This is a genomic window from Faecalicatena sp., from assembly GCF_058819085.1.
The window spans coordinates 332585-351791 of the sequence record NZ_JBZUUL010000002.1 but is presented as its reverse complement, the minus strand read 5'-3'; the positions used below and the strand labels follow the sequence as shown (position 1 = coordinate 351791).

The 19207-nt window shown below is 45.4% G+C and carries 17 protein-coding genes; 11 read left to right on the top strand and 6 right to left on the bottom strand.

The window, feature by feature from the left end; translation table 11 throughout:
• Positions 1–220: 220 nt before the first annotated feature.
• Positions 221–1231 (top strand): LacI family DNA-binding transcriptional regulator, encoded by a 1011-nt coding sequence (locus AC4OGX_RS01650; protein WP_493328057.1) that lies wholly within the window; start codon positions 221–223, stop codon positions 1229–1231.
• Between the two features lie 65 nt (positions 1232–1296).
• On the opposite strand, the gene AC4OGX_RS01645 is transcribed toward AC4OGX_RS01650, so the two are convergent.
• Complete coding sequence (locus tag AC4OGX_RS01645; RefSeq protein ID WP_493328056.1) at positions 1297–3099, bottom strand: M24 family metallopeptidase; 1803 nt, start codon at positions 3097–3099, stop codon at positions 1297–1299.
• A gap of 223 nt (positions 3100–3322) precedes the next feature.
• Between AC4OGX_RS01645 and AC4OGX_RS01640 the strand changes: the two genes are divergently transcribed.
• From AC4OGX_RS01640 to AC4OGX_RS01625, 4 genes are all read left to right on the top strand, one after another.
• On the top strand, positions 3323–4681 hold the full coding sequence (locus AC4OGX_RS01640) for an MATE family efflux transporter (RefSeq protein ID WP_493328055.1): 1359 nt from the start codon (positions 3323–3325) through the stop codon (positions 4679–4681).
• A 193-nt stretch (positions 4682–4874) separates the two neighbouring features.
• Complete coding sequence (locus tag AC4OGX_RS01635; RefSeq protein WP_493328100.1) at positions 4875–5258, top strand: DUF134 domain-containing protein; 384 nt, start codon at positions 4875–4877, stop codon at positions 5256–5258.
• 191 nt (positions 5259–5449) lie between these two features.
• A complete protein-coding gene (locus tag AC4OGX_RS01630) occupies positions 5450–5854 on the top strand; it encodes a NifB/NifX family molybdenum-iron cluster-binding protein (RefSeq protein WP_493328054.1) in 405 nt (134 codons plus the stop codon).
• 302 nt (positions 5855–6156) lie between these two features.
• On the top strand, positions 6157–7101 hold the full coding sequence (locus AC4OGX_RS01625) for an AEC family transporter (protein WP_493328052.1): 945 nt from the start codon (positions 6157–6159) through the stop codon (positions 7099–7101).
• A 116-nt stretch (positions 7102–7217) separates the two neighbouring features.
• Here the strand turns inward: AC4OGX_RS01625 and AC4OGX_RS01620 are convergent, their stop codons facing one another.
• Positions 7218–8270: an ABC transporter substrate-binding protein gene (locus AC4OGX_RS01620; RefSeq protein WP_493328050.1), complete on the bottom strand. Its 1053-nt coding sequence runs from the start codon at positions 8268–8270 to the stop codon at positions 7218–7220.
• Positions 8271–8475: 205 nt separating this feature from the next.
• Between AC4OGX_RS01620 and AC4OGX_RS01615 the strand changes: the two genes are divergently transcribed.
• A complete protein-coding gene (locus tag AC4OGX_RS01615) occupies positions 8476–8850 on the top strand; it encodes a PH domain-containing protein (RefSeq protein ID WP_493328048.1) in 375 nt (124 codons plus the stop codon).
• Positions 8851–9352: 502 nt separating this feature from the next.
• Here the strand turns inward: AC4OGX_RS01615 and AC4OGX_RS01610 are convergent.
• The gene (locus AC4OGX_RS01610) at positions 9353–10849 is read right to left on the bottom strand and encodes a DUF3784 domain-containing protein (protein ID WP_493328046.1); all 1497 of its coding nucleotides are present in this window, start codon (positions 10847–10849) and stop codon (positions 9353–9355) included.
• A gap of 445 nt (positions 10850–11294) precedes the next feature.
• Between AC4OGX_RS01610 and AC4OGX_RS01605 the strand changes: the two genes are divergently transcribed.
• Together AC4OGX_RS01605 and AC4OGX_RS01600 are read left to right on the top strand one after the other, a co-directional pair.
• The gene (locus tag AC4OGX_RS01605) at positions 11295–12023 is read left to right on the top strand and encodes a phosphatase (protein ID WP_493328045.1); all 729 of its coding nucleotides are present in this window, start codon (positions 11295–11297) and stop codon (positions 12021–12023) included.
• Between the two features lie 95 nt (positions 12024–12118).
• Positions 12119–12424: a YerC/YecD family TrpR-related protein gene (locus tag AC4OGX_RS01600; protein ID WP_493328044.1), complete on the top strand. Its 306-nt coding sequence runs from the start codon at positions 12119–12121 to the stop codon at positions 12422–12424.
• 32 nt (positions 12425–12456) lie between these two features.
• Here the strand turns inward: AC4OGX_RS01600 and AC4OGX_RS01595 are convergent, their stop codons facing one another.
• Entirely contained in the window at positions 12457–13068 is a 612-nt protein-coding gene (locus tag AC4OGX_RS01595) for a DUF1836 domain-containing protein (RefSeq protein WP_493328043.1), read from the bottom strand.
• Between the two features lie 468 nt (positions 13069–13536).
• On the opposite strand from AC4OGX_RS01595, the gene AC4OGX_RS01590 reads away from it, so the two are divergent.
• Positions 13537–13767, top strand: a complete 231-nt coding sequence (locus tag AC4OGX_RS01590) for a hypothetical protein (protein WP_493328042.1) — start codon at positions 13537–13539, stop codon at positions 13765–13767.
• A gap of 37 nt (positions 13768–13804) precedes the next feature.
• Here AC4OGX_RS01590 and AC4OGX_RS01585 read toward each other — a convergent pair whose 3' ends face one another.
• Complete coding sequence (locus AC4OGX_RS01585; RefSeq protein ID WP_493328041.1) at positions 13805–14107, bottom strand: hypothetical protein; 303 nt, start codon at positions 14105–14107, stop codon at positions 13805–13807.
• Positions 14108–14483: 376 nt separating this feature from the next.
• Here AC4OGX_RS01585 and AC4OGX_RS01580 point away from each other — a divergent pair, with 376 nt between their 5' ends.
• Entirely contained in the window at positions 14484–15476 is a 993-nt protein-coding gene (locus AC4OGX_RS01580; RefSeq protein WP_493328040.1) for an alpha/beta hydrolase, read from the top strand.
• Positions 15477–15512: 36 nt separating this feature from the next.
• On the opposite strand, the gene AC4OGX_RS01575 is transcribed toward AC4OGX_RS01580, so the two are convergent.
• Positions 15513–16589 (bottom strand): AraC family transcriptional regulator, encoded by a 1077-nt coding sequence (locus AC4OGX_RS01575; RefSeq protein ID WP_493328039.1) that lies wholly within the window; start codon positions 16587–16589, stop codon positions 15513–15515.
• A gap of 211 nt (positions 16590–16800) precedes the next feature.
• Between AC4OGX_RS01575 and AC4OGX_RS01570 the strand changes: the two genes are divergently transcribed.
• Positions 16801–19155, top strand: coding sequence for a glycoside hydrolase family 2 TIM barrel-domain containing protein (locus tag AC4OGX_RS01570; RefSeq protein WP_493328038.1), 2355 nt, complete (start codon positions 16801–16803; stop codon positions 19153–19155).
• Positions 19156–19207: the final 52 nt, after the last annotated feature.

Sequence of the window (19207 nt, the reverse complement as noted above, 5' to 3'; positions counted from 1 at the left end):
CAAAAAACAAAAAATAATAATCTGCGGCCCTTGCTGTCTATGCAAATTATTGTTATAATGACTATAGATTTTTTGCTTATACCTATAAGCAGTTTTTATATTAGCATAAATTAATAATAAAAACAAGATAAATTGAGAAAAACTGTGCAAGTTTATGAGATTCATATTATCATTTACTGCCAGCTAAAAAGATAAATAATTTTGGAACTGAGGGATTTGAATGAAGAGCAATATTACAGCAAAAGAAATCGCGAAAATATGTGGAGTTTCCCAGGCAACGGTATCTTATGTCCTGAATGACCGGTCTGATAAACGTATCAGCCAGCAGACGATCGACCGGGTGAGAAGGGCGATCAAGGAGTATCACTATGTTCCGAATGAGGCTGCACGCAGCATGAAGAATAAAAAGTGTGCAGCCATCGGGATTGTCTGTGCCTGGGATTACAGCCGCCAGTCCTTCCTGGAGACTATCGAGGGTATCGGAAGGCATTTGGATAAGATGCACCATACACTGACATTATTTTATGAGAAGAAGGAAGACACGTTCCCGTCCTATATCAATAGTTATAAATCTAACCTGATCGATGGGCTGATCTATATTTCGAATAAGGAACACGAACGCTTTGTAGAACCGGCGGAGAAATACGGTATTCCATATGTTGTAGTCTGTATGGACGGAGTCTTTTCGAAAAGGTCACCGAAGCCCCATGCTTTTGATGATGTTCTGGAGGAATGCGCAGCGTTCTGCAGGGAGAAGAATTTAAGATCTATCCGGTATTTTTCTGTAGATAATGAGGGTGTCTTTGTAAATAATAAGTTCCCGCAGTTTGAAAAGATCGTATCCCGGATCTACCCGGAGTGCGACCTGGAGCATGTGATCATTCCTGTCAGGTACCGCTGTCCGGAGAATATTTACCCGGGCTTAAAGGAATATATCGATACCCATGAGTTTGATATTGCGATCTCACACAACTATGATATCGGATATCTGCTGCAGAAGGAGATCCTAAAAAATGGAGTGGTGCTTCCGCAGCATCCGAAAAACCTGTTTATCAATAATGTAGATTTCTATGCGATCACATACCCATCCGTTTCCGGGATCTCCATCCCTTATTATGAGATGGGGCGGTATGCAGCAAAATTGATCCTGTCGATCCTGGCAGGAGAGGAGGAGGAATTTTCCTACCAGGAGTTTACATGCAGGCTGATCCACAGAGAGTCCACCCTGTGAAACAGGGGGGACTCCAGGCGGAATGTAACCCCTAAGCCGGTCCGTTCGCAGGGGGAAAAGTGGGGTTACTTTATGGGTGCAGTTTTTTCTTTCAGCCAGGCCTGTTCTTCTCCATTTAAGTATGGGGAGAGTTTGGCATAGGTCTGTTCGTGGTAGTTATTTATCCAGTCAAGTTCTTCTTTGGTGAGAAGCTCAGGGAGGATCAGGCTGGATTCGAATGGGCAGAAGGTGACGGTTTCAAATTTTAAAAATCTGCCGAATTCGTTGGTACAGTCCTCCTGGACCAGAAGATCGTTTTCCAGTCTTACTCCATGGCGTCCGGGCTTGTAGACGCCGGGTTCGTCAGAAAAGAGCATGCCGGTGTCGAGAGGGACTTGTTTGGCATAAGGGAAGGGCGGGGCAAATTCAGTGATGATCTTGCCGGGGCCTTCATGGACGTAGAGGAGGTATCCCATGCCGTGTCCGGTGCCATGACCATAATGGCGGGCATGGTTCCAGTGGACGGATTTTGCGATCCCGTCCAGGACATCACCGGTGGTTCCGTAGATAAAGTGCTGGGAAGCCAATGCGATGTTGGATTTGAGCGTCAAGGTATAGTCGGTCTTCATCTCCTTAGTACATGGGCCGACAGGGATCACACGTGTAATGTCTGTCGTGCCGGTCTTATAGTGGGCACAGAGATCAAACAGGAGCATCCCTTTCTTTTCTATCGTGGAGTGGATCTCTTTCGAAGGACGGTAATGCGGAAGGGCTGCATTCGGACCGTAGGCAATGATCGCCAGGTTGGCGGGCATCAGGTAATCCGGGTCCATCCTGCGGAAGGTCTCCAGGTCAGTGACAAGATCATATTCTGTGACCGGACCCGTTTCCAGGCGGTCATAGATATGCCGGATAAAACGAATGATCGCGACGCTTTCCTTGATATTACTTGCACGGATGTTTTCCTGCTCCACAGGATTTTTGCGGCTTTTTAAATAGGTTGCTAAGTCCATCTGCTCTATGATCTGTACGGCTTCTGGAATCGAAGAGTAGAGCTTTAGACTGGTCTTGTATGGATCGGTTAAAATCCTGCTCCCTGATGGAAGTTGAGATAAAAGCCTTGAGACATCATTTCTGGGAAATATGGTGATCCCGTCTTCCTCTAAGTGTGACCGGGTTACTGCATCCAGCTTTTCTTCATCCATGCACAGACAAGCGCTCTGCGGAGTGATCAAAAAGTATCCATGAAAAATAGGATAGATGGGATGATCCCCTCCCCTTAAGTTGCTAAGCCAGGCAATATCATCCACACAGCAGCCCAGGTAACAGTCTGCCCCTCTGTTAAGCATTTCAGCACGCACGCGGGATATCTTTTCCGGGCGGGATTCTCCGGCATAGGAAAGTGCCAGCTCCCATACAGGCGCATCCGGGATCGGGGGACGGTCATGCCAGAGCTCTCCGGGATAGTTTCGGTCATAGCGGATCTGGCCGCTGTATCTGCTGAGGAAATCCCGGCATTTACGGTAATCCGCGATGGACAGGACCTCGCCGTCCATTGCCAGGGTAAAACCGCTGTCTACATTTTCCACAAGCCACTCCATCCAATTCGGCGTTCCCTGTTGTGAAGTATTGAGCAGTTCGAAAATGTCCTGGTCCAGTTCGCGCTCCATTTGTGCAGCGTATCGTCCATCGCTCCAGAATGCGGCCTTGGTGAGTGTGACCACACAGCACCCGGCAGTCCCGGTAAAACCACTGAACCACTGCATTGCCCGCCAGTGTGTTGCAACACCTTCGCTTTGGTGGGGATCTGCAGTTCCGATATAGACTGCATCCACGTGTTCTTCTTTCATGAGTTCTCTTAAGGCAGATACATGCTCCTTATTAGTCATTTGATACCTCCTGATTCTCTTGATGCAAAGCGTCATGGAAAAAACAGACTTTGCACCGGCAATATGATCGTTCCGTATTTCTGTGATGTCAGTATAGCAGATTCAGGGTCGTTTTTGAATATCCCTGGCGTAGAAATATGGGAGCGAAAATGTTAAAAAATCGATTGCAATCCAAGATGACGGACGCGTATAATGAATAAGTTATACGAAGGGAGACGAAAAAGTGACAGAAACAAAAGGGTTTTATAAAAATTTCTTTTCCATATATGTGGCGCTTGTCCTGCAGAATGTCATTACTCTTAGTGTGAACCTGGCCGACAACATGATGCTTGGGGCATACAGTGAGACTTCACTGGCCGGGGTGGCGGCTGTGAATCAGATCCAGTTTGTCTATCAGCAGATCCTGACAGCACTGGGAGACGGCATGGTCATCATATGCAGCCAGTATTGGGGGATGCATAAGACTTCACCGATGAAGAAAATTGCTGCGTCAGCCATGCGTCTGGGGCTTCTTGTGGCAGTACTTTTGTTTATGGCAGTCAGTATTTTTCCACGGCAGGCAGTAGGGATATTTACGACCGATGGGCCGATCATCGGGGAAGGCGTGTCTTATCTGAATATCATCCGTTTTACCTATGTATTTTTTGCGGTGACACAGCTTCTGCTCGCCACACTGCGCAGTGTCGAGGTGGTGCGGATCGCCTTTTATCTTTCCATCATGACCTTTTTTGTAAACTGTGGGATTAATTATGTACTGATTTACGGAAGGTTCGGTGCACCTGAGCTGGGAACAAAAGGAGCAGCGGCAGGGACTCTGACGGCAAGAATCCTGGAGTGTATCGTACTGATTGTCTATATGCTTAAGAAAGAGGAAAGACTTCGGATGAGGCCCGGGGATTATCTGCGGTTTGACCGGCTGTTATTTAAGGATTACATAAAGCTGACCAGTCCTATCGTATTGGTTCAGGGGCTGTGGGGGATCAACACTGCCTTGCAGACGGCGATCCTGGGTCATATGACAGCGGCTGCGATCGCAGCAAATAGTGCCGCGTCCACCCTGTTCATGCTGGTGAAGTCTACGGCGGCAGGTGCGTCCTCCACGGCTTCTATCATCATAGGGAAAACAGTGGGGACGGGAGATCTGGCACTGGTAAAGAGATACTCCCGGAAATTACAGCAGATTTTCCTGGTCATCGGTGTCTGCTCAGGACTCTTTTTATTCGTAATCAGAATACCTGTATTAGGGCTGTACGACCTGTCCGCGTCTACCAAAGAGATGGCAGATACATTTTTAATCATCCTGAGTGTGGTCTGTGTGGGCATGTCCTATCAGATGCCGACTAACAATGGAATCATCAGAGGCGGGGGAAATGCTATGTTCGTTGTAAAAATGGACCTGGTGAGTATCTGGATGATCGTGATCCCGCTGTCTCTGGTTATGGCATTTGTGGTAAAAGCATCTCCGGCGGTTGTGGTATGCTGTCTGAATGCAGATCAGATCTTTAAATGTGTTCCGGCATATCTGGAGTCACATTATGGGAACTGGATCAAGAAATTGACGAGAGAGGAAAAGTCAGGATAGGGACAGCGAACCTGCATTCATGAGGGGGCAGAGGATCAGCACCAAACGAGGGTTTTTGAATCAGGTTAAGCAGAAGATAAATCTATGAATTGTCAGAGAGGCTTTTACGAGTTTTGGAATCATGTTATAATATCTGCAATAAAGCGAAATAGTTTTGAGTATATATTCTGATGGGAAGATGAGAGGTGTTATGATGGGACGACGGGTAAAATGCAGGCGTATCTGTGAGATGCCTAAGATTGAAGAATTTGCTCCGGCAAATGTGAATTGCAAGGAGATCATTGAAATGACCGTAGATGAATTTGAGACGATCCGTCTGATCGACCATCAGGGCTACTCACAGGAAGAGTGCGCCCGGCAGATGAATGTGGCCAGGACCACGGTACAGTCAATCTATGATCTGGCCAGAAAAAAGCTTGCAGAAGCGCTGGTAGAAGGAAAAAAACTAAAAATAGGAGGCGGTGCCTATGAAGTCTGTCCGGATGCCAAAGAGTGCTGCCGAAGGAGATGCGGTCATCCAGACTGCGGCGGGAATTGTGGTAAAGATCCCCAGAACTGTCGGATGGGATGTCGTTAACATCCATAGGATAAATCCGTATAACAAAAATATAATTGACATATGCCGGAAATGGAGCTACAATAAACATATTCACTAAACGTGCCGTTTGCCTTATTAAGGAAGCAGTAAAGTGGAGTTTATATAACCGCTTTCACTAAACGGCATGTATTTGTAACTTAAAACATTCCATTATCAAGGAGGCATTCTATATGAGGATCGCAGTAACATACGAGAACGGACAGGTATTTCAGCATTTTGGACATTGTGAGAACTTTAAGATTTACGAGGTAGAGGACAATCAGGTAAAATCTTCCGAAGTAGTAAGCGCGGTTGGAAGCGGGCACGGAGCACTGGCTGGATTTCTTCAGGGACATCATGTACAGACACTGATCTGCGGCGGGATCGGCGGTGGTGCACGTACGGCACTTGCGAATATCAATATTGAGCTCTATCCGGGAGTTTCAGGAGACGCAGATGCCAGTGTTGAGGCACTGTTAAAAGGCGAACTGGAGTATAATCCGGATACCATGTGCAGCCACCATCATCACGGAGAGGGGCATGACTGCGGAAGTCATTCCTGTGGTGAAGACAAACACGGATGTGCCGGTAACTAGGGCCTTAGAAGGTCAGCGGTTAGAAGTTATAGAGGACAGAAAGAAAACTCTGCGGCTTTGGATAGTATCTGAGGTCTGTGGAGTTTTTTTATCGTGAAGTGAGATAAGTAAAACGATCTAAAAATAAAAAGTTACATCTTATCACAGGAGGATTTTGAGCAGAAGGGAGGCATGATGTTGCAAAAAGGCTTGTTTCCCCCTATAATATAAAAGATATAAGAAGTGAAAACGCAGATAATAAGCTCTGCGGTAAGAAAAAGTTTTAAAATGTAAGTTATCATCGAGAAGAGAGAACAGGCCATATGGAGAATTTAATATTTAGTTTAAATGCGACTGTCCCGGTGTTTTTGTTAATGATCCTGGGACTTTTTTTGAAAAAGATAGGTTGGATAGATGATGAATTTGCTTCTAAAATGAACAAATTCGTATTTCTGATTCCTTTGCCGGTGCTTGTATTTCATGATCTGGCAACAGTTGATTTTAGTGAGGTGTGGGATGGGAGATTCGTTCTGTTTTGCGCGCTGGTAACGATTGTAAGTATTGTGATTGCCGCAGCCCTGTCTTTGGTCTGGAAGGATAAGACTATAAAAGGGGAATTCATCCAGGCATCCTACAGAAGCAGTGCAGCCCTGCTGGGGATCGCGGTCATACAGAATGTATACGGCACTGCTAAAATGGCCCCGCTTATGATTATTGGAAGTGTGCCGATCTATAATGTTATGGCGGTCGTTGTGCTGTCACTTTTTGGACCGGAAGAGAAAAAGCCAGATAAAAAGATGCTGAAAAGTACTCTGAAGGGGATCATAAAAAATCCCATCATTATTGGAATTGGTGCAGGAATTCTATGGTCAGTTTTGAAAATTCCAATGGTTCCTATCGTAGAAAAAACGGTGACAAGTGTTGCCGCAGTTGCAACACCCATGGGGCTCATTGCAATGGGAGCAGCGTTCGATGTTAAGAAAGCATTTTCAAAGGTACGTCCGGCAGTTCTGGCTGCTTTCATGAAGCTGATAGGGTACTGTGCATTATTTCTTCCGCTGGCGGTAAAAATGGGATTTCGCAGAGAAGAACTGATGGCTATTTTGGTCATGCTCGGGTCTGCGACAACAGTGAGCTGCTTTGTTATGGCGAGAAATATGAAACACGAAGGGGTTCTGACATCCAGTGTAGTTATGCTGACGACTCTGTTTAGCGCATTTTCGCTGACGGGATGGCTGTATCTGCTGAAAAGTCTTGAAATGCTGTAGACGTTAGGATCACCGGAAAAGGGGAATATCCCCAAGATACAAAGCAGATAGCTGATTATTTTTCGCCGACAAGCTATCTGCTTTGTTCCGTTTTTCAATATGTGCCTGTCAAATCTCTATTTTGCTGCTTTTTCTGCAAATTCGGTCGTCACGAGATCCGCATAAGGTGCGCGCTGCTCGAGTTCGCCCGCACTTTCCAGGATATCCTGTAATAAATTGAAGCTATCCTCTTCGAATACCAGATTATCTTTCCAGGTGTCCTGGTCATAGTATCTGGTAACGATCGTGGTGATAGTTTCTAAATCTGTTTCAGGAAACTGGGGTTCAATTATTTTTGCGATCTCTTCCGGTGTATGGGCCTGCACAAAGTCCATCCCTTTCTGAAGAGCATTGACGAAGCCCTGGATGATTTCCGGATTTTTCTCGATGTAGCTTTGCTTTGCGCTGTAGGCTGTGTAAGGGACATATCCGCTGTCCTCACCAAGGGAAGCAACGACATATCCTTTTCCTTCTGATTCAAGGGAAGTGGCACCGGGTTCGAATTCAACTGTATAATCCCCTTTTCCTTCCGCGAAAGCCGCAGCAGTGGAACCAAAGTCAATACTCTGATTAATTTCCAGATCTTTTGACGGATCAATTCCATTCTGTTTCAGGATATACTCGAAGACCATTTCCGGCATCCCGCCTTTTCTTCCCCCAAGTACATTACTGTTTCTCAGTGCATCCCATGAAAAATCCTTCATTTCTTCCCGTGCAACAAGGAAATTTCCAGCCCGCTGAGTTAACTGTGCGAAGTTGACGACATAGTCATTTGCGCCTTCATTATAGGTATAAATAGAGGCTTCAGAGCCCATGAAGCCGATATCGGCTTCCCCGGAAAGTACGGCGGTCATAGTCTTATCGGCCCCAAAACCGCAGACGAGATCGAGTTTGATCCCCTCGTCTTCAAAATATCCTTCCTCAACAGCCACATACATAGGCGCATAAAATATGGAATGTGCCACCTCATTCAGTGTCACATCTTTGAGTTCCTTTACTGTTTCCTTTTCCTGGGTTTTAGAGGCTGCATCAGCAGAGGCCTCTTTTCCGGCATCCTTAGAGCTGCAGGCACTTAGTGCGGTAAGGACCATGGCAGTTGAAAGAAGCAGAGCAATGATACGCTTTTTCATAAATCTCCTCCAGTAACATAAACCTATCACTTATAATATATGGGAAAGTAAATAAATGGTTCATTAGAGAAAATGAATTGAAAGATGATATTGATAATTACATTTTTGATTTCAGATTGCAATAAAACCAACTTTTATTGTAAAATATACATATACAGTATTTTGGTATTACATAAAAGATGCAAAAGAAAGAGAGGAGCTAATTATGATCGACTTTACAAACAGTGCTTATGTGAAGATGAAACAAATTGACCCGAATATGGTAATGGGGGATGTACAGCCTTTACTGATCAATGGAGAACAGGTCATCAGTGCATACAAGGCTATGCGTGATTACTGTGTATTTACCACGAAAAGGGTAATCGCAGTCAATGTCCAGGGGATGACAGGTAAGAAGAAAGACTTTACATCTCTTCCATATTCAAAAGTCAGTGCTTATTCTGTAGAAACTTCCGGTGTCCTGGATATGGACAGTGAGTTGGAAATGTATTTTAGCGGACTGGGAAAAGTAAAATTCGAGTTTTCCGGTGCAAGTGATATCGTTAGAATCGGACAGATTATCAGTACATTCATTTTGTAGTAAATGAAAATCGATGTTTCAAAAATTGTGGAGGGGATGGAGAGCCATATTCCCTCCAGTTTAACTGCATACACTTCTGAAAGCTGCATCGTAACTGGTTACATAAAATTGAGGCTAGATAGCCGTAACCTACATAATCATACAAGAAACACATAAGAAAATCGAAAAAAACGTATTTTCCCGTGAAAAATCGACACATTGCGTTGCATTTATAGTATGAAATATGTTAATATATGTAAGGAGATTGGGACTAATCTCCTCAAACCATTTAGTCCCTTTCCCACCACATTCAAGCCCGGGTTCAGATGGATCCGGGCGATTGTATTCTCTGACACTAAGTGTCATAAAAAGAGGCTGTCACAGAATGAAAATTCGATAGGAGATAGGGATCTGCATCATGCGTCAGATCCCTAACCTATTGAAAAGTATCATTTTGTGACAGCCTTTATGTTATAGAAATAAAATCCCGGACCAGCAATGAAAAGATTACGGGAAACGATGATCAATCATCATAGTCATCCTCAAAGGGATCATCATAATCGTCTTCGAAATCATCCTCCTCGTCTCCGCCTCTGGAAGCAAAAGTGAGGATCAGGAAAATGACTGCCATTGCAGCACCGACGATAGCTCCGTATAAAAGGAACTTATCTTCTCCGCGTTTCAGGAATGCAAATACCGCGCCGCCGATATAGAGGAGCATGGGCAGCAGGAATGCGAAAATAGTACGTTTCTTCTGCATGATCAATAGCAGCAGCCCGGAGATCAGCATACAGAGTGCCAGTACGATATAGATGGTTCCTGTAGTTGCTTTTGTTCCAGCAGAGATATTATTGAGTCCTGCGAGGAACCCCTTGTATGCAAAAAATGCAAATGCAGCGATTGATAAAATACCCAATATGATTTTAAATCCGCGGAATTTCGGCTTCGGTTCTTCTATCTCCTGCTCAACTTCTATCATAGGCTGAGGTGCAGTTTTTTTGCGGGCAGGTGCAGAAGCAGCAGGTTTTCTTTTTGGAGCTGTCTCTTCCGTGGAAGCCGGCTTTTTCCGTTTAACTGGTTTCCTGTCGGAATCTGCGGCAAGCATGTCCTCATAGCTTGCTTTGACAGCTTTCTCCCTTTTTGCACGTACCTTTTCAGGTGGAATATTGCCGTAACGCTGCTCCTTCGCAGCCTCAACTGGTCTGTTAGAACCTGTATCCGAAGGAACCGGTTTTTTCTTAACCGGGGGCTTTCCGTCTGATGCCATCTTCGGGACTGGAGCAGTCGATCCATCAGGGGTGGACTTCTTGACAGGAGAAGCTGGTTTTACAGATGGGGAAGACTTTGCACCTGGTGCAGGCTTTCCGGCAGGGCTTTTCTTCCCGGCGGGAGCAGCTTTTTTCACAGGAGCACCAGGTTGATTGGCATCCGCAGGCCTTTTCACGGGGGGCACTGGTCTGCCGTCTGCTGGGGCCTTCCTTACGCCGGCTTCTGCTCTGGCATCAGCCGGCACTCTTTTTCCGGCAGCTTTTGCGTCGGCAGCCGGTTTTTTCGCTGCTAAGTTTCCTTGTGCCGGAGCCTTTTTTACCGGGGCATCCGGTTTTGGCTCTGCAGGGCTTTTTTTCACAGGAGCACCTGATTTTACGCTGGCCGGAGCTTTTTTTGCAGGGGCATCAGCCTTGGAAGATGGCGCTGTCTTTCCTGCAGCAGCCTTTGCATCAGGTGCAGCAGGGGTGATAGAACCTGGCTTTTTCTTTGGAACGGCTGTTTTTGTACCATCGGCAGCAGGGGTCTTCTTAACCGTCGGTCCTTCTGGTATTTGTGTATGATTAGAAGCATTGGCATTCGCCGCTTTTTTTTCTCTTTGCTTATCAAGATTCCATTGCTTTTTGCAGTCTCTGCAGATCGCGTATTCGTTAAAGATAGGTTTTCCGCTCTCGTCAACGCCTACTTGTTTCTTTTGTAATTCTACATCTTTTCCACATTTCGGGCATCTCATGTATGCATTCCTCTCTTTCATTGGTAGATTAACAACGCCTTTATTATAGCATTTTGTTAGTATAAGGACAAGGAAAAATGCAATATCTTGATGTATTAAGTCGAAAACACCGCCATATTATGTGAATGGCGGTGTTTTTTCGGGAGATACTATACCCGCAAGGCGAATTATTCGGTAGAATTGGCATGCGAAGATGTTTTAGATCTGATTACAGGCGGCTGATACTGGTACAGGTCATTATAAGCTATTAGTTCTTCGTCTGTCATTGGGAGAGAGGGGATCAGACCCGTACAATCTCTAGCCGATGCCGCATTGGACAGGTAATCATAATCATCAATAATCTTTTCATTTTGTTTATTATTAAGCATAATTTTCACCTCAACAATAGTATCTGCAAAGATAACGATAGTATTCTGGTAAATTTATGATATACTAGGAAGCGAACGTAAAAGAAAGAGGGATGATTATGAAGTTTGAAGTTGATACACACGCACATACAACCGCAAGCGGACATGCTTACAGTACGATCCGGGAGATGGCAGCAGCAGGCGCTTCTAAGGGATTGAAGGCGCTGGCTTTGACTGAACATGCACCGAAGATGCCGGGCACATGCCAGATATTCTACTTCCAGAATCTGGATGTTGTGCCGAGGGAAATGTGCGGCATCCAGATGCTTTTTGGCGCGGAACTTAACATCATGGATCCGGACGGGACATTAGATCTGCCGGAAAAGGTCTGCAAAGATCTGGACATTATCATTGCCAGCATCCATCCGCCATGTTATGGATTTGGCCACACGATAGAAGAAAATACGCAGGCATATATAGAGGTCATGAAGAAGCCCTATGTCAATATCATCGGACATCCGGATGACGGCCGGTTCCCGGTTGATTATGAGGCAGTTGTAAAGGCGGCCAGGGAGACAGGAACACTGCTGGAGTTAAATAATTCCTCTCTGCGCCCTCAGAGCTTCCGTCAGGGAACCAGGGAGAATTCTATTGCTATCCTGGAATTATGTAAAAAATACAAGGTCCCAATCACAACAGGCAGTGACGCACATGTGGATGCGGATGCCGGAAACTTTGGAAATGTGGAGGAAATTCTTCGTTACTGTGATTTTCCAGAGGAATTGATCATGACCACTGATTTTGAAAAATTGAAACCATTTCTGAACCGGTATCAGGCAGAGAAATGAGTGTTGGACAAAATCTGTATAAAAAGGTAGACTTTAAAAGTTTAGTGTGCTAAAATGTAACAGTAGTCATTTGACTGATAAAGGAGATCGGTAGTATGAGTAAAAAGATAAGAACAGAGGCGGTAGACTATCTGTTTAACGCCATATTAAGTCTGGAAAACAAAGAAGAGTGCTATACTTTTTTTGAGGATATCTGTACCATCAATGAACTATTATCACTCTCCCAGCGGTTTGAGGTCGCTAAGATGTTAAGGGAACAGAAGACTTATCTGGAGATCGCAGAGAAGACAGGAGCTTCCACAGCAACGATCAGCCGCGTTAACCGCTCACTGAATTATGGAAATGACGGGTACGATATGGTATTTGAAAGATTGAGCAGTAACGAAAAGAGAGACGCGTAGGCATCTCTCTTTTTTTATATCTTTTTCATGAGTTACTTTTTGGGTGTCTTTTTCCCCGGATCAGGCAGCTCATCTATGATCTTTTCGATCAGGAGCTTCTTTACATATACATCAAAGCTTAAACTGCAGATAAATGAAAAAAGCTTGAGATAATCTTTATCTTCTGTATCTGTATCTTCAAAAGAGGCTTCTGCTCTGGCATATGCAGTCTTGATCTCTTCCTGGAGAGGCTGGATCTGCTCTTTTTCCATGGCACAGACTTCTTCGTAAAGCTGTGTCATCTCTAACGTATCGCCGGAGTTGAAGTACTTTTCAGTGAGAGGGCGAAGCAGTGTCTCAATATCCTTGATAGAAAGAATATTTTTAAAATAGTAGATAAAGATCAGTACCAGGACATGCTCTTTTGTGTATTTCTTTTTTACAGGAGGGGGGAGAAGATTATTCTTGGCGTAATTATTGATCATCGTCTTCGTCAGAATCTTGTCCTCTTTGTAACGCTTCGTTGAAGCAAGCTGGGCATCCATAAAGGTAGTCACCTGGTCCATATACAAATCTATATTGGGAATATCACCCGGATGGATATAATCAATGCGGGAGACACTTTCTAAGATGCTGTTCAGCATATCATTCGTATTAATTGTCATAATATCACCTCAATATCCTTATTATATAGTATTCAAAACTAGATGGCAAGTACTCTTTGAAGAAATCGGAAAATTCAGAAAATTAGAAGAAAAGCAGTGCGGCTCTTAAAATCAGGAAAAGGAAAAGAGCTGCGCATATGGTACATGCAGCAGCTCAGAGAAGGGGGGAAAATTATCTATCTAAATAAAGTAATTGTTTATATTAGGCGAAGTCCAATGGCCACAGATGCCTGCTGCAAGTGCAGCCATCGTCTTCTGTTTTTCATGTATTTAGGATATCAATGAATTGTGAATGTAGTGTGACAAAAAATGGAAAAATTTATAAAGTAAGTACTAAAAGTTTATAAAAAAGAATCTTATGAAAATTTTAGAAATAGAAGGTACTATTGCCAAAATCCGATGCCAGATGTAAAATAAAGGACAGCCGGAAAAACAGCAGGCAGAATGGGTGATAAGGAGTGATGCCAGATGAGAAGAATGGAGTTTACAATGGATAGGGAAGGACTGGTCGAGATCGGGCAGGAAGTGAATGTAATAGAAGGGAAACTTCCCAGTTCTTACTATTATACGATCGAGCACGCCATTGCCATGAGCGGGAATTATCCGAACCGTGAACGTCTTAAGTCTACGCGCGGGACTGTAGTGGATATCCAATCAAGTCTGATGGGAAAGAGCGTGATCTTAGAATTTGATGAGTAGAATGAAGGAAGCATCTGATGCTGTTCAGATGCTTCCTTCATTCATTATATACGATATGCATACTGTTTTTCAGAGAATCCTGCCAGTAGTCTTTCCTTTTCTCGTACATTTCATAAAGCCATTCAACCGCAGAATCCATCCCTTCATCTGACATCGGAAAAGAGCTGTGCTGCTTATTTTCCTCCGCTGTCTTATCAAAGGACCAGGGTTCGGGAAAAACGGTTACGGTAAAGGTTTCCTTACTTTCATCTACCTGGAAATAATAGCGCATACCACCGTGGCAGCCGGAGAAAGGCTCTCTTTTTAAACCGCCTACGGGAATCAGTTTCTTATCGATCATCTGTGGCCTCCTTTTTGAGGAGATTATATCATGGTCCTATTGCAGTTACAAGTTTTAAGGAGTTGTTTTGTATCATTGACGTGCCTGTTTGCAGCGTACTATAATAAACATATCAAAAGGGCAAAAGGAAAGAGCCACAACATGTGTGACTCAAAGGGGGAAAAAGTTTATGAAAAAGTGTTCTTATCTTTTGAACAATTATAGTATAAAATTTAGTTGTGTAAAAAGTGTGATGTATTTTTGAATGAATTGTTAACTTATCTGGAATAAATTATGAAGTGCCATGATATCAGGGGTATCTGGACATGGATGGATCGGGGGGCCGTCTGCCGGGAGAGGTGGACGGGCATATATCGTGAACAGGCAGGTGTGGGATATGAAAAATAAAGTCAGGAAAAGAATCCTTTGGGCACTGGGAACGCTGGCGGTGTTGGATGGACTGGCCGTAGGTGCATTTTTTAATATGGCGGCAAAACGAGATTCTGTCTTTTTTAGGAAGAAGGAGAAAAAGAAGGGGGAACAGGGGAAGACAGAAAAGGAATTGTGGGAAGAACAGGTACAAAGAAAGCGCAGCGAGGGAACACAGTGGATCCAGGGGATGAATTGCCAGAGGGTACAGTTAAGAAGCAGGGACGGCCTGTTACTGGCCGGATATTATCTGGAAGCAGAGGACGCCGGGAGGATCGTCGTAATGTTCCATGGATGGCGGGGCTCCTGGAAGCATGACTTTGGCGCCTGCTTACGGTGGATGTATGAGGAAGGCGCAAGTCTTCTATTGATAGAACAGCGGGCTCAGGGGGAGAGTGAAGGGAAGTATATGGGCTTTGGTGTCCTGGAACGGTGGGACTGCCATGCATGGCTTAGATGGCTGGAAGAAAAGAATGAGCGCAGGCTGCCGGTATATCTATATGGAGTATCGATGGGGGCGGCAACCGTGCTGATGGCCGCGGGAGATGAGCTTCCCGGGGAGGTAAAAGGCGTGATCGCGGACTGCGGCTTTACCTCGCCGTATGAGATGGTCTATCGGTTCGGATATACGAACTTTAAGCTGCCAAAGCATCCGCTCATGGATGAATTAAACTGGGTATTCAAAAGGCGGGCAGGGTATGGTCTGAAGGAATACAGTACCCTGAAAGCTATGGAGCACTGCCGGGTGCCTGTTTTATTGATCCATGGAACTGCGGATACCTTCGTGCCATACGAGATGAGCGTTCAAAATTATGAGGCCTGTACAGCAGAAAAGAAGCTGCTGCTGGTGGAAGGTGCGGAGCACTGCGAGAGTTATTTAAAGGATCGGAAGAGATATCAGAAGGCTGTATCGGAGTTTTTACAGGACACGGCAGAGGGTGGGAAGGAAAAAGAGGATTGAAAAGAAGGGACATAGCAAAGGGGTCAGACCCCTTTGCTATGTCCCTTTTGCAGACTCCCGGTACTGCTGCGGCGTAACACCGTATTTCTTTTTAAATTGGTTGTAAAAAGCGGTTCTGTTTTCAAATCCGAGCTGATGGATGATCCTGGCGGTGCTTAGCTCTGTGTTGAGCAGAAGAACCGCGGCCTCGTTCAGGCAGATGCTGCGGATATAGTCAGGCAGGGTCTGTCCGGTGTGCTCCAAAAAGACCCGGTTAATATAATTTCCATTATAATTGAGCGCCTGGCTGATCTCAGCGAGAGAGGTTTTCCGTTTATTGGTATTGACATAGTTCAATGTCCTCTCAAAGAGGCTCTGGCCTGAAAGGGTCTGGAACCGTACATTAGAGCTGGTATACAGTGAAGGATTTTGAAGATAGTAAAACAGTCGTTTTACCAATCCGTTTATGATATCCCGGCAGCCAGGTGTCCGGTTCAGCAATTCCCGGATAATGGTGGAGAAGATATCTGTGATGTTCACGGCATGTTTTTCCAGCCCGGTCGTGATAGGGGTAAAATCAATGTAATCAATCTGCTCGGAGTCTGTCTGATTCCGTGTAAAAAAATCAAAAAGCTCATGCTTCATATCAGAAATTGATTCCAGATGCAGTTCTTCCAGAAAATCTCTTGTAAAGCTTAGAAATAGGCATGTAAATCCAGATTGATGTCCCTCCACATGACGGACATTCTGGTTGATAATGCAGGCATCTCCCGGATGATAACGCCGGTGTTTTCCTTCTATCAAATAGTCCAGTTGACCGTCCAGAAGATAGGTGAATTCAAAATAATGATGTTTATGAAGCCCGCTGATCACGTGTGGTGCGTTTTCGGTGTATGCAAACGTCCAGTTGTTCAGGTCCAGGATCGTATGGACAGAAAAGTCAAGGTCATAGTCCAGCAGGTACAACTGAAACGGGGAGGACAGAGTATAGATGCTATAATCCCCGGCAGCCTTTTGTGGGAGGATCATCTCACGGCTGTTGATGGAACCGTAAGAGATATAAGATTGTTTCTTCCAATAGGTAGTGGGGAACTGAAAATGTTCAAAAAGTAGTTTTAAAATCTCTTCTTTCATATAGATACCTCATGAAAAGTAAAAAAATGATACAGGTATGAATTCGACAGGTAGGGTATAAGCATTGTTAGAAGGCGTGAAAATGCTTATTATTAAGGTATATCTTAACAAATTGTACGATCAGGTGCAAGTAAGAGATAAGACAGGATTCTTTTTCCTGCAGGAAAAACAGTGAGAATAAAAAATGATACAGAGATAAAACAAGGGAGGAATGAGAGTGAAAGTCGAGGATTTTAACGAAGGGTGGCTGTTCTCGAAAGAGGGCGGCGGTATACAAAAGGCCGTAACGCTCCCCCATGATGCCATGCTTTTCGAGGGCAGGAGGGCAGACAATCCATCCGGCGGTGCCTGTGCCTGCTTCGGCGGCGGAGTATACCGTTATGAAAAGAGATTCATGGCGCCAAAGGAATGGAAGGATGGCATCGTGCAGGTTTATTTTGAGGGGGCCTATCAAAAGAGTACGGTCCTTCTTAATGGGAATCCGGCCGGAGGCTGTTCCTATGGATATTCCGCTTTTCTGGTCTCGCTGGAGGGGCTGTTATACGGAGAGGAAAACTTGCTTACGGTGATCGTAGAAAACGATAAAATGCCGAATTCCAGGTGGTATACGGGAAGCGGAATCTATCGGCCGGTCCGTCTTCTGATCGGGAAAAAACAGCACATCAAATGGCAGGGCGTGAAGATACAGACTCTTTCCTATGCTCCGGCGAAGATCCGGGTACAGACAGAGCATACCGGCGGCGATGTGGAAGCAGAGATCCTGTATGGCGGGAAGATAGCAGCAGAGGCGAAGGGGGAGGATGTCGAGATCCAGATTCCGGACGCGAAGCTTTGGAGCGCCAAGGAGCCGAACCTGTACCAGTGTCGTGTCACCTTGAAGGATGGCGGCGAGATCAAAGACCAGGTGGTGGAAAACTTTGGAATCCGGGTGATTGAATACAGCAGTCAGGGACTTTTCATTAATGGAGAAGAAACACTGTTAAAAGGCGGGTGCGTTCACCATGACAACGGGATCCTGGGTGCAAAGTCATTTGCCGAATCCGAATGGCGCCGTGTGAGGATCCTAAAGGAAAGCGGGTATAATGCCATTCGCAGTTCCCATAATCCCTGCGCCATCGAGATGCTGAAAGCCTGTGATTATTACGGCATGTATATGATGGACGAGACATGGGATATGTGGTTCTCACACAAGAATAAATTCGACTATGCCTCTGATTTTACGAAAGGGTACCGTTTTGACCTGAAATCCATGGTAGAAAAGGATTATAACCACCCCTCAGTGATCATGTATTCCATCGGAAACGAGGTATCTGAACCGGCGACAAAGAAGGGGCTGTCCCTCACCAGGGAAATGGTGGAATATCTGCACGAACTGGATTGCAGCCGTCCGGTCACAGGAGGATTTAATCTGATGATCATGGCAAAGGCAGCAGAGGGGAAGGGGATCTACAAGGAAGACGGAGGACGGGATAAAAAGTCAGAGCAGCAGATGAATAGTTCCATGATGTTTAACATCATCACCTCCATGGTCGGATCCGGCATGAATAAAGCCGGGAATTCCAGGAAAGTGGATCTGCTGACCAGCCCTGCGCTGGATGAACTGGACATTGCAGGCTATAACTATGCATCCGGGAGGTACCCGCTGGAGGCAAAGTGCCATCCAGACAGAGTGATCTTCGGCAGTGAGACATTTCCAAAGGAGATCGTGAAGAACTGGAGGATGGTAGAAAAGTATCCATATCTGATCGGTGATTTCATGTGGACCTCCTGGGATTATCTGGGGGAGGCCGGAAGCGGCGCGTGGGGATATACGTCTGACGCTGCAGGATTTGAAAAGCCTTACCCGTGGATCCTGGCTGAGATGGGGGCTATCGACATTCTCGGGAATCCAAACGGAGAATTGTTCCGGGCACAGGCCGTATGGAAGCATCTAAAGCATCCTGTCCTTGCAGTACAGCCTGTTAACCATCCGGGAAAACGTCCGGCAAAGTCGGCGTGGAGAGGCACCAATGCTATTCCAAGCTGGTCCTGGAAAGGCTGTGAGGGAAACCGGGCAGTGGTAGAGGTGTATTATGATGCGGCAAAGGTGGAACTGTTCTTAAATGACAAAAAGCTTGGAACAAAGGCAGTGAAAGACTTCCGGGCTGTTTTTCGCACAAAGTATATGCCGGGGAAATTGACAGCCGTGGCCTATGATGCCTCAGGAAAAGAGCTTGGGAGAGATACCCTTGTCTCTGCTAAGGGAAAGGCGGGAATCCGGATCGTTCCGGAAAAAGAGACAGCAGCGCCGGGAGAGATTGTGTATCTTTCTATCCGGCGGACAGATGAAAACGGGATTGTCGAGAGCAATGCCGACCATCTGCTTACGGCAGAGGTCAGGGGAGGAGAATTGCTTGGATTCGGCAGTGCCGCTCCCCGGACAGAGGAATCCTATGCAGCAGGCTCTTACCATACATATTATGGTTACGCACAGGCTGTACTGCGGGCGGGAAAAGAAGGCACGGTGACCGTTACCATTCATGATAAGGAAGCGGTATATAAAAAGGAGATACCGATTATTTCATAAAGAGCGGGAAAGGCAGCGAAAGAAATAGAAAATACATAAATAAGGAGCAAAT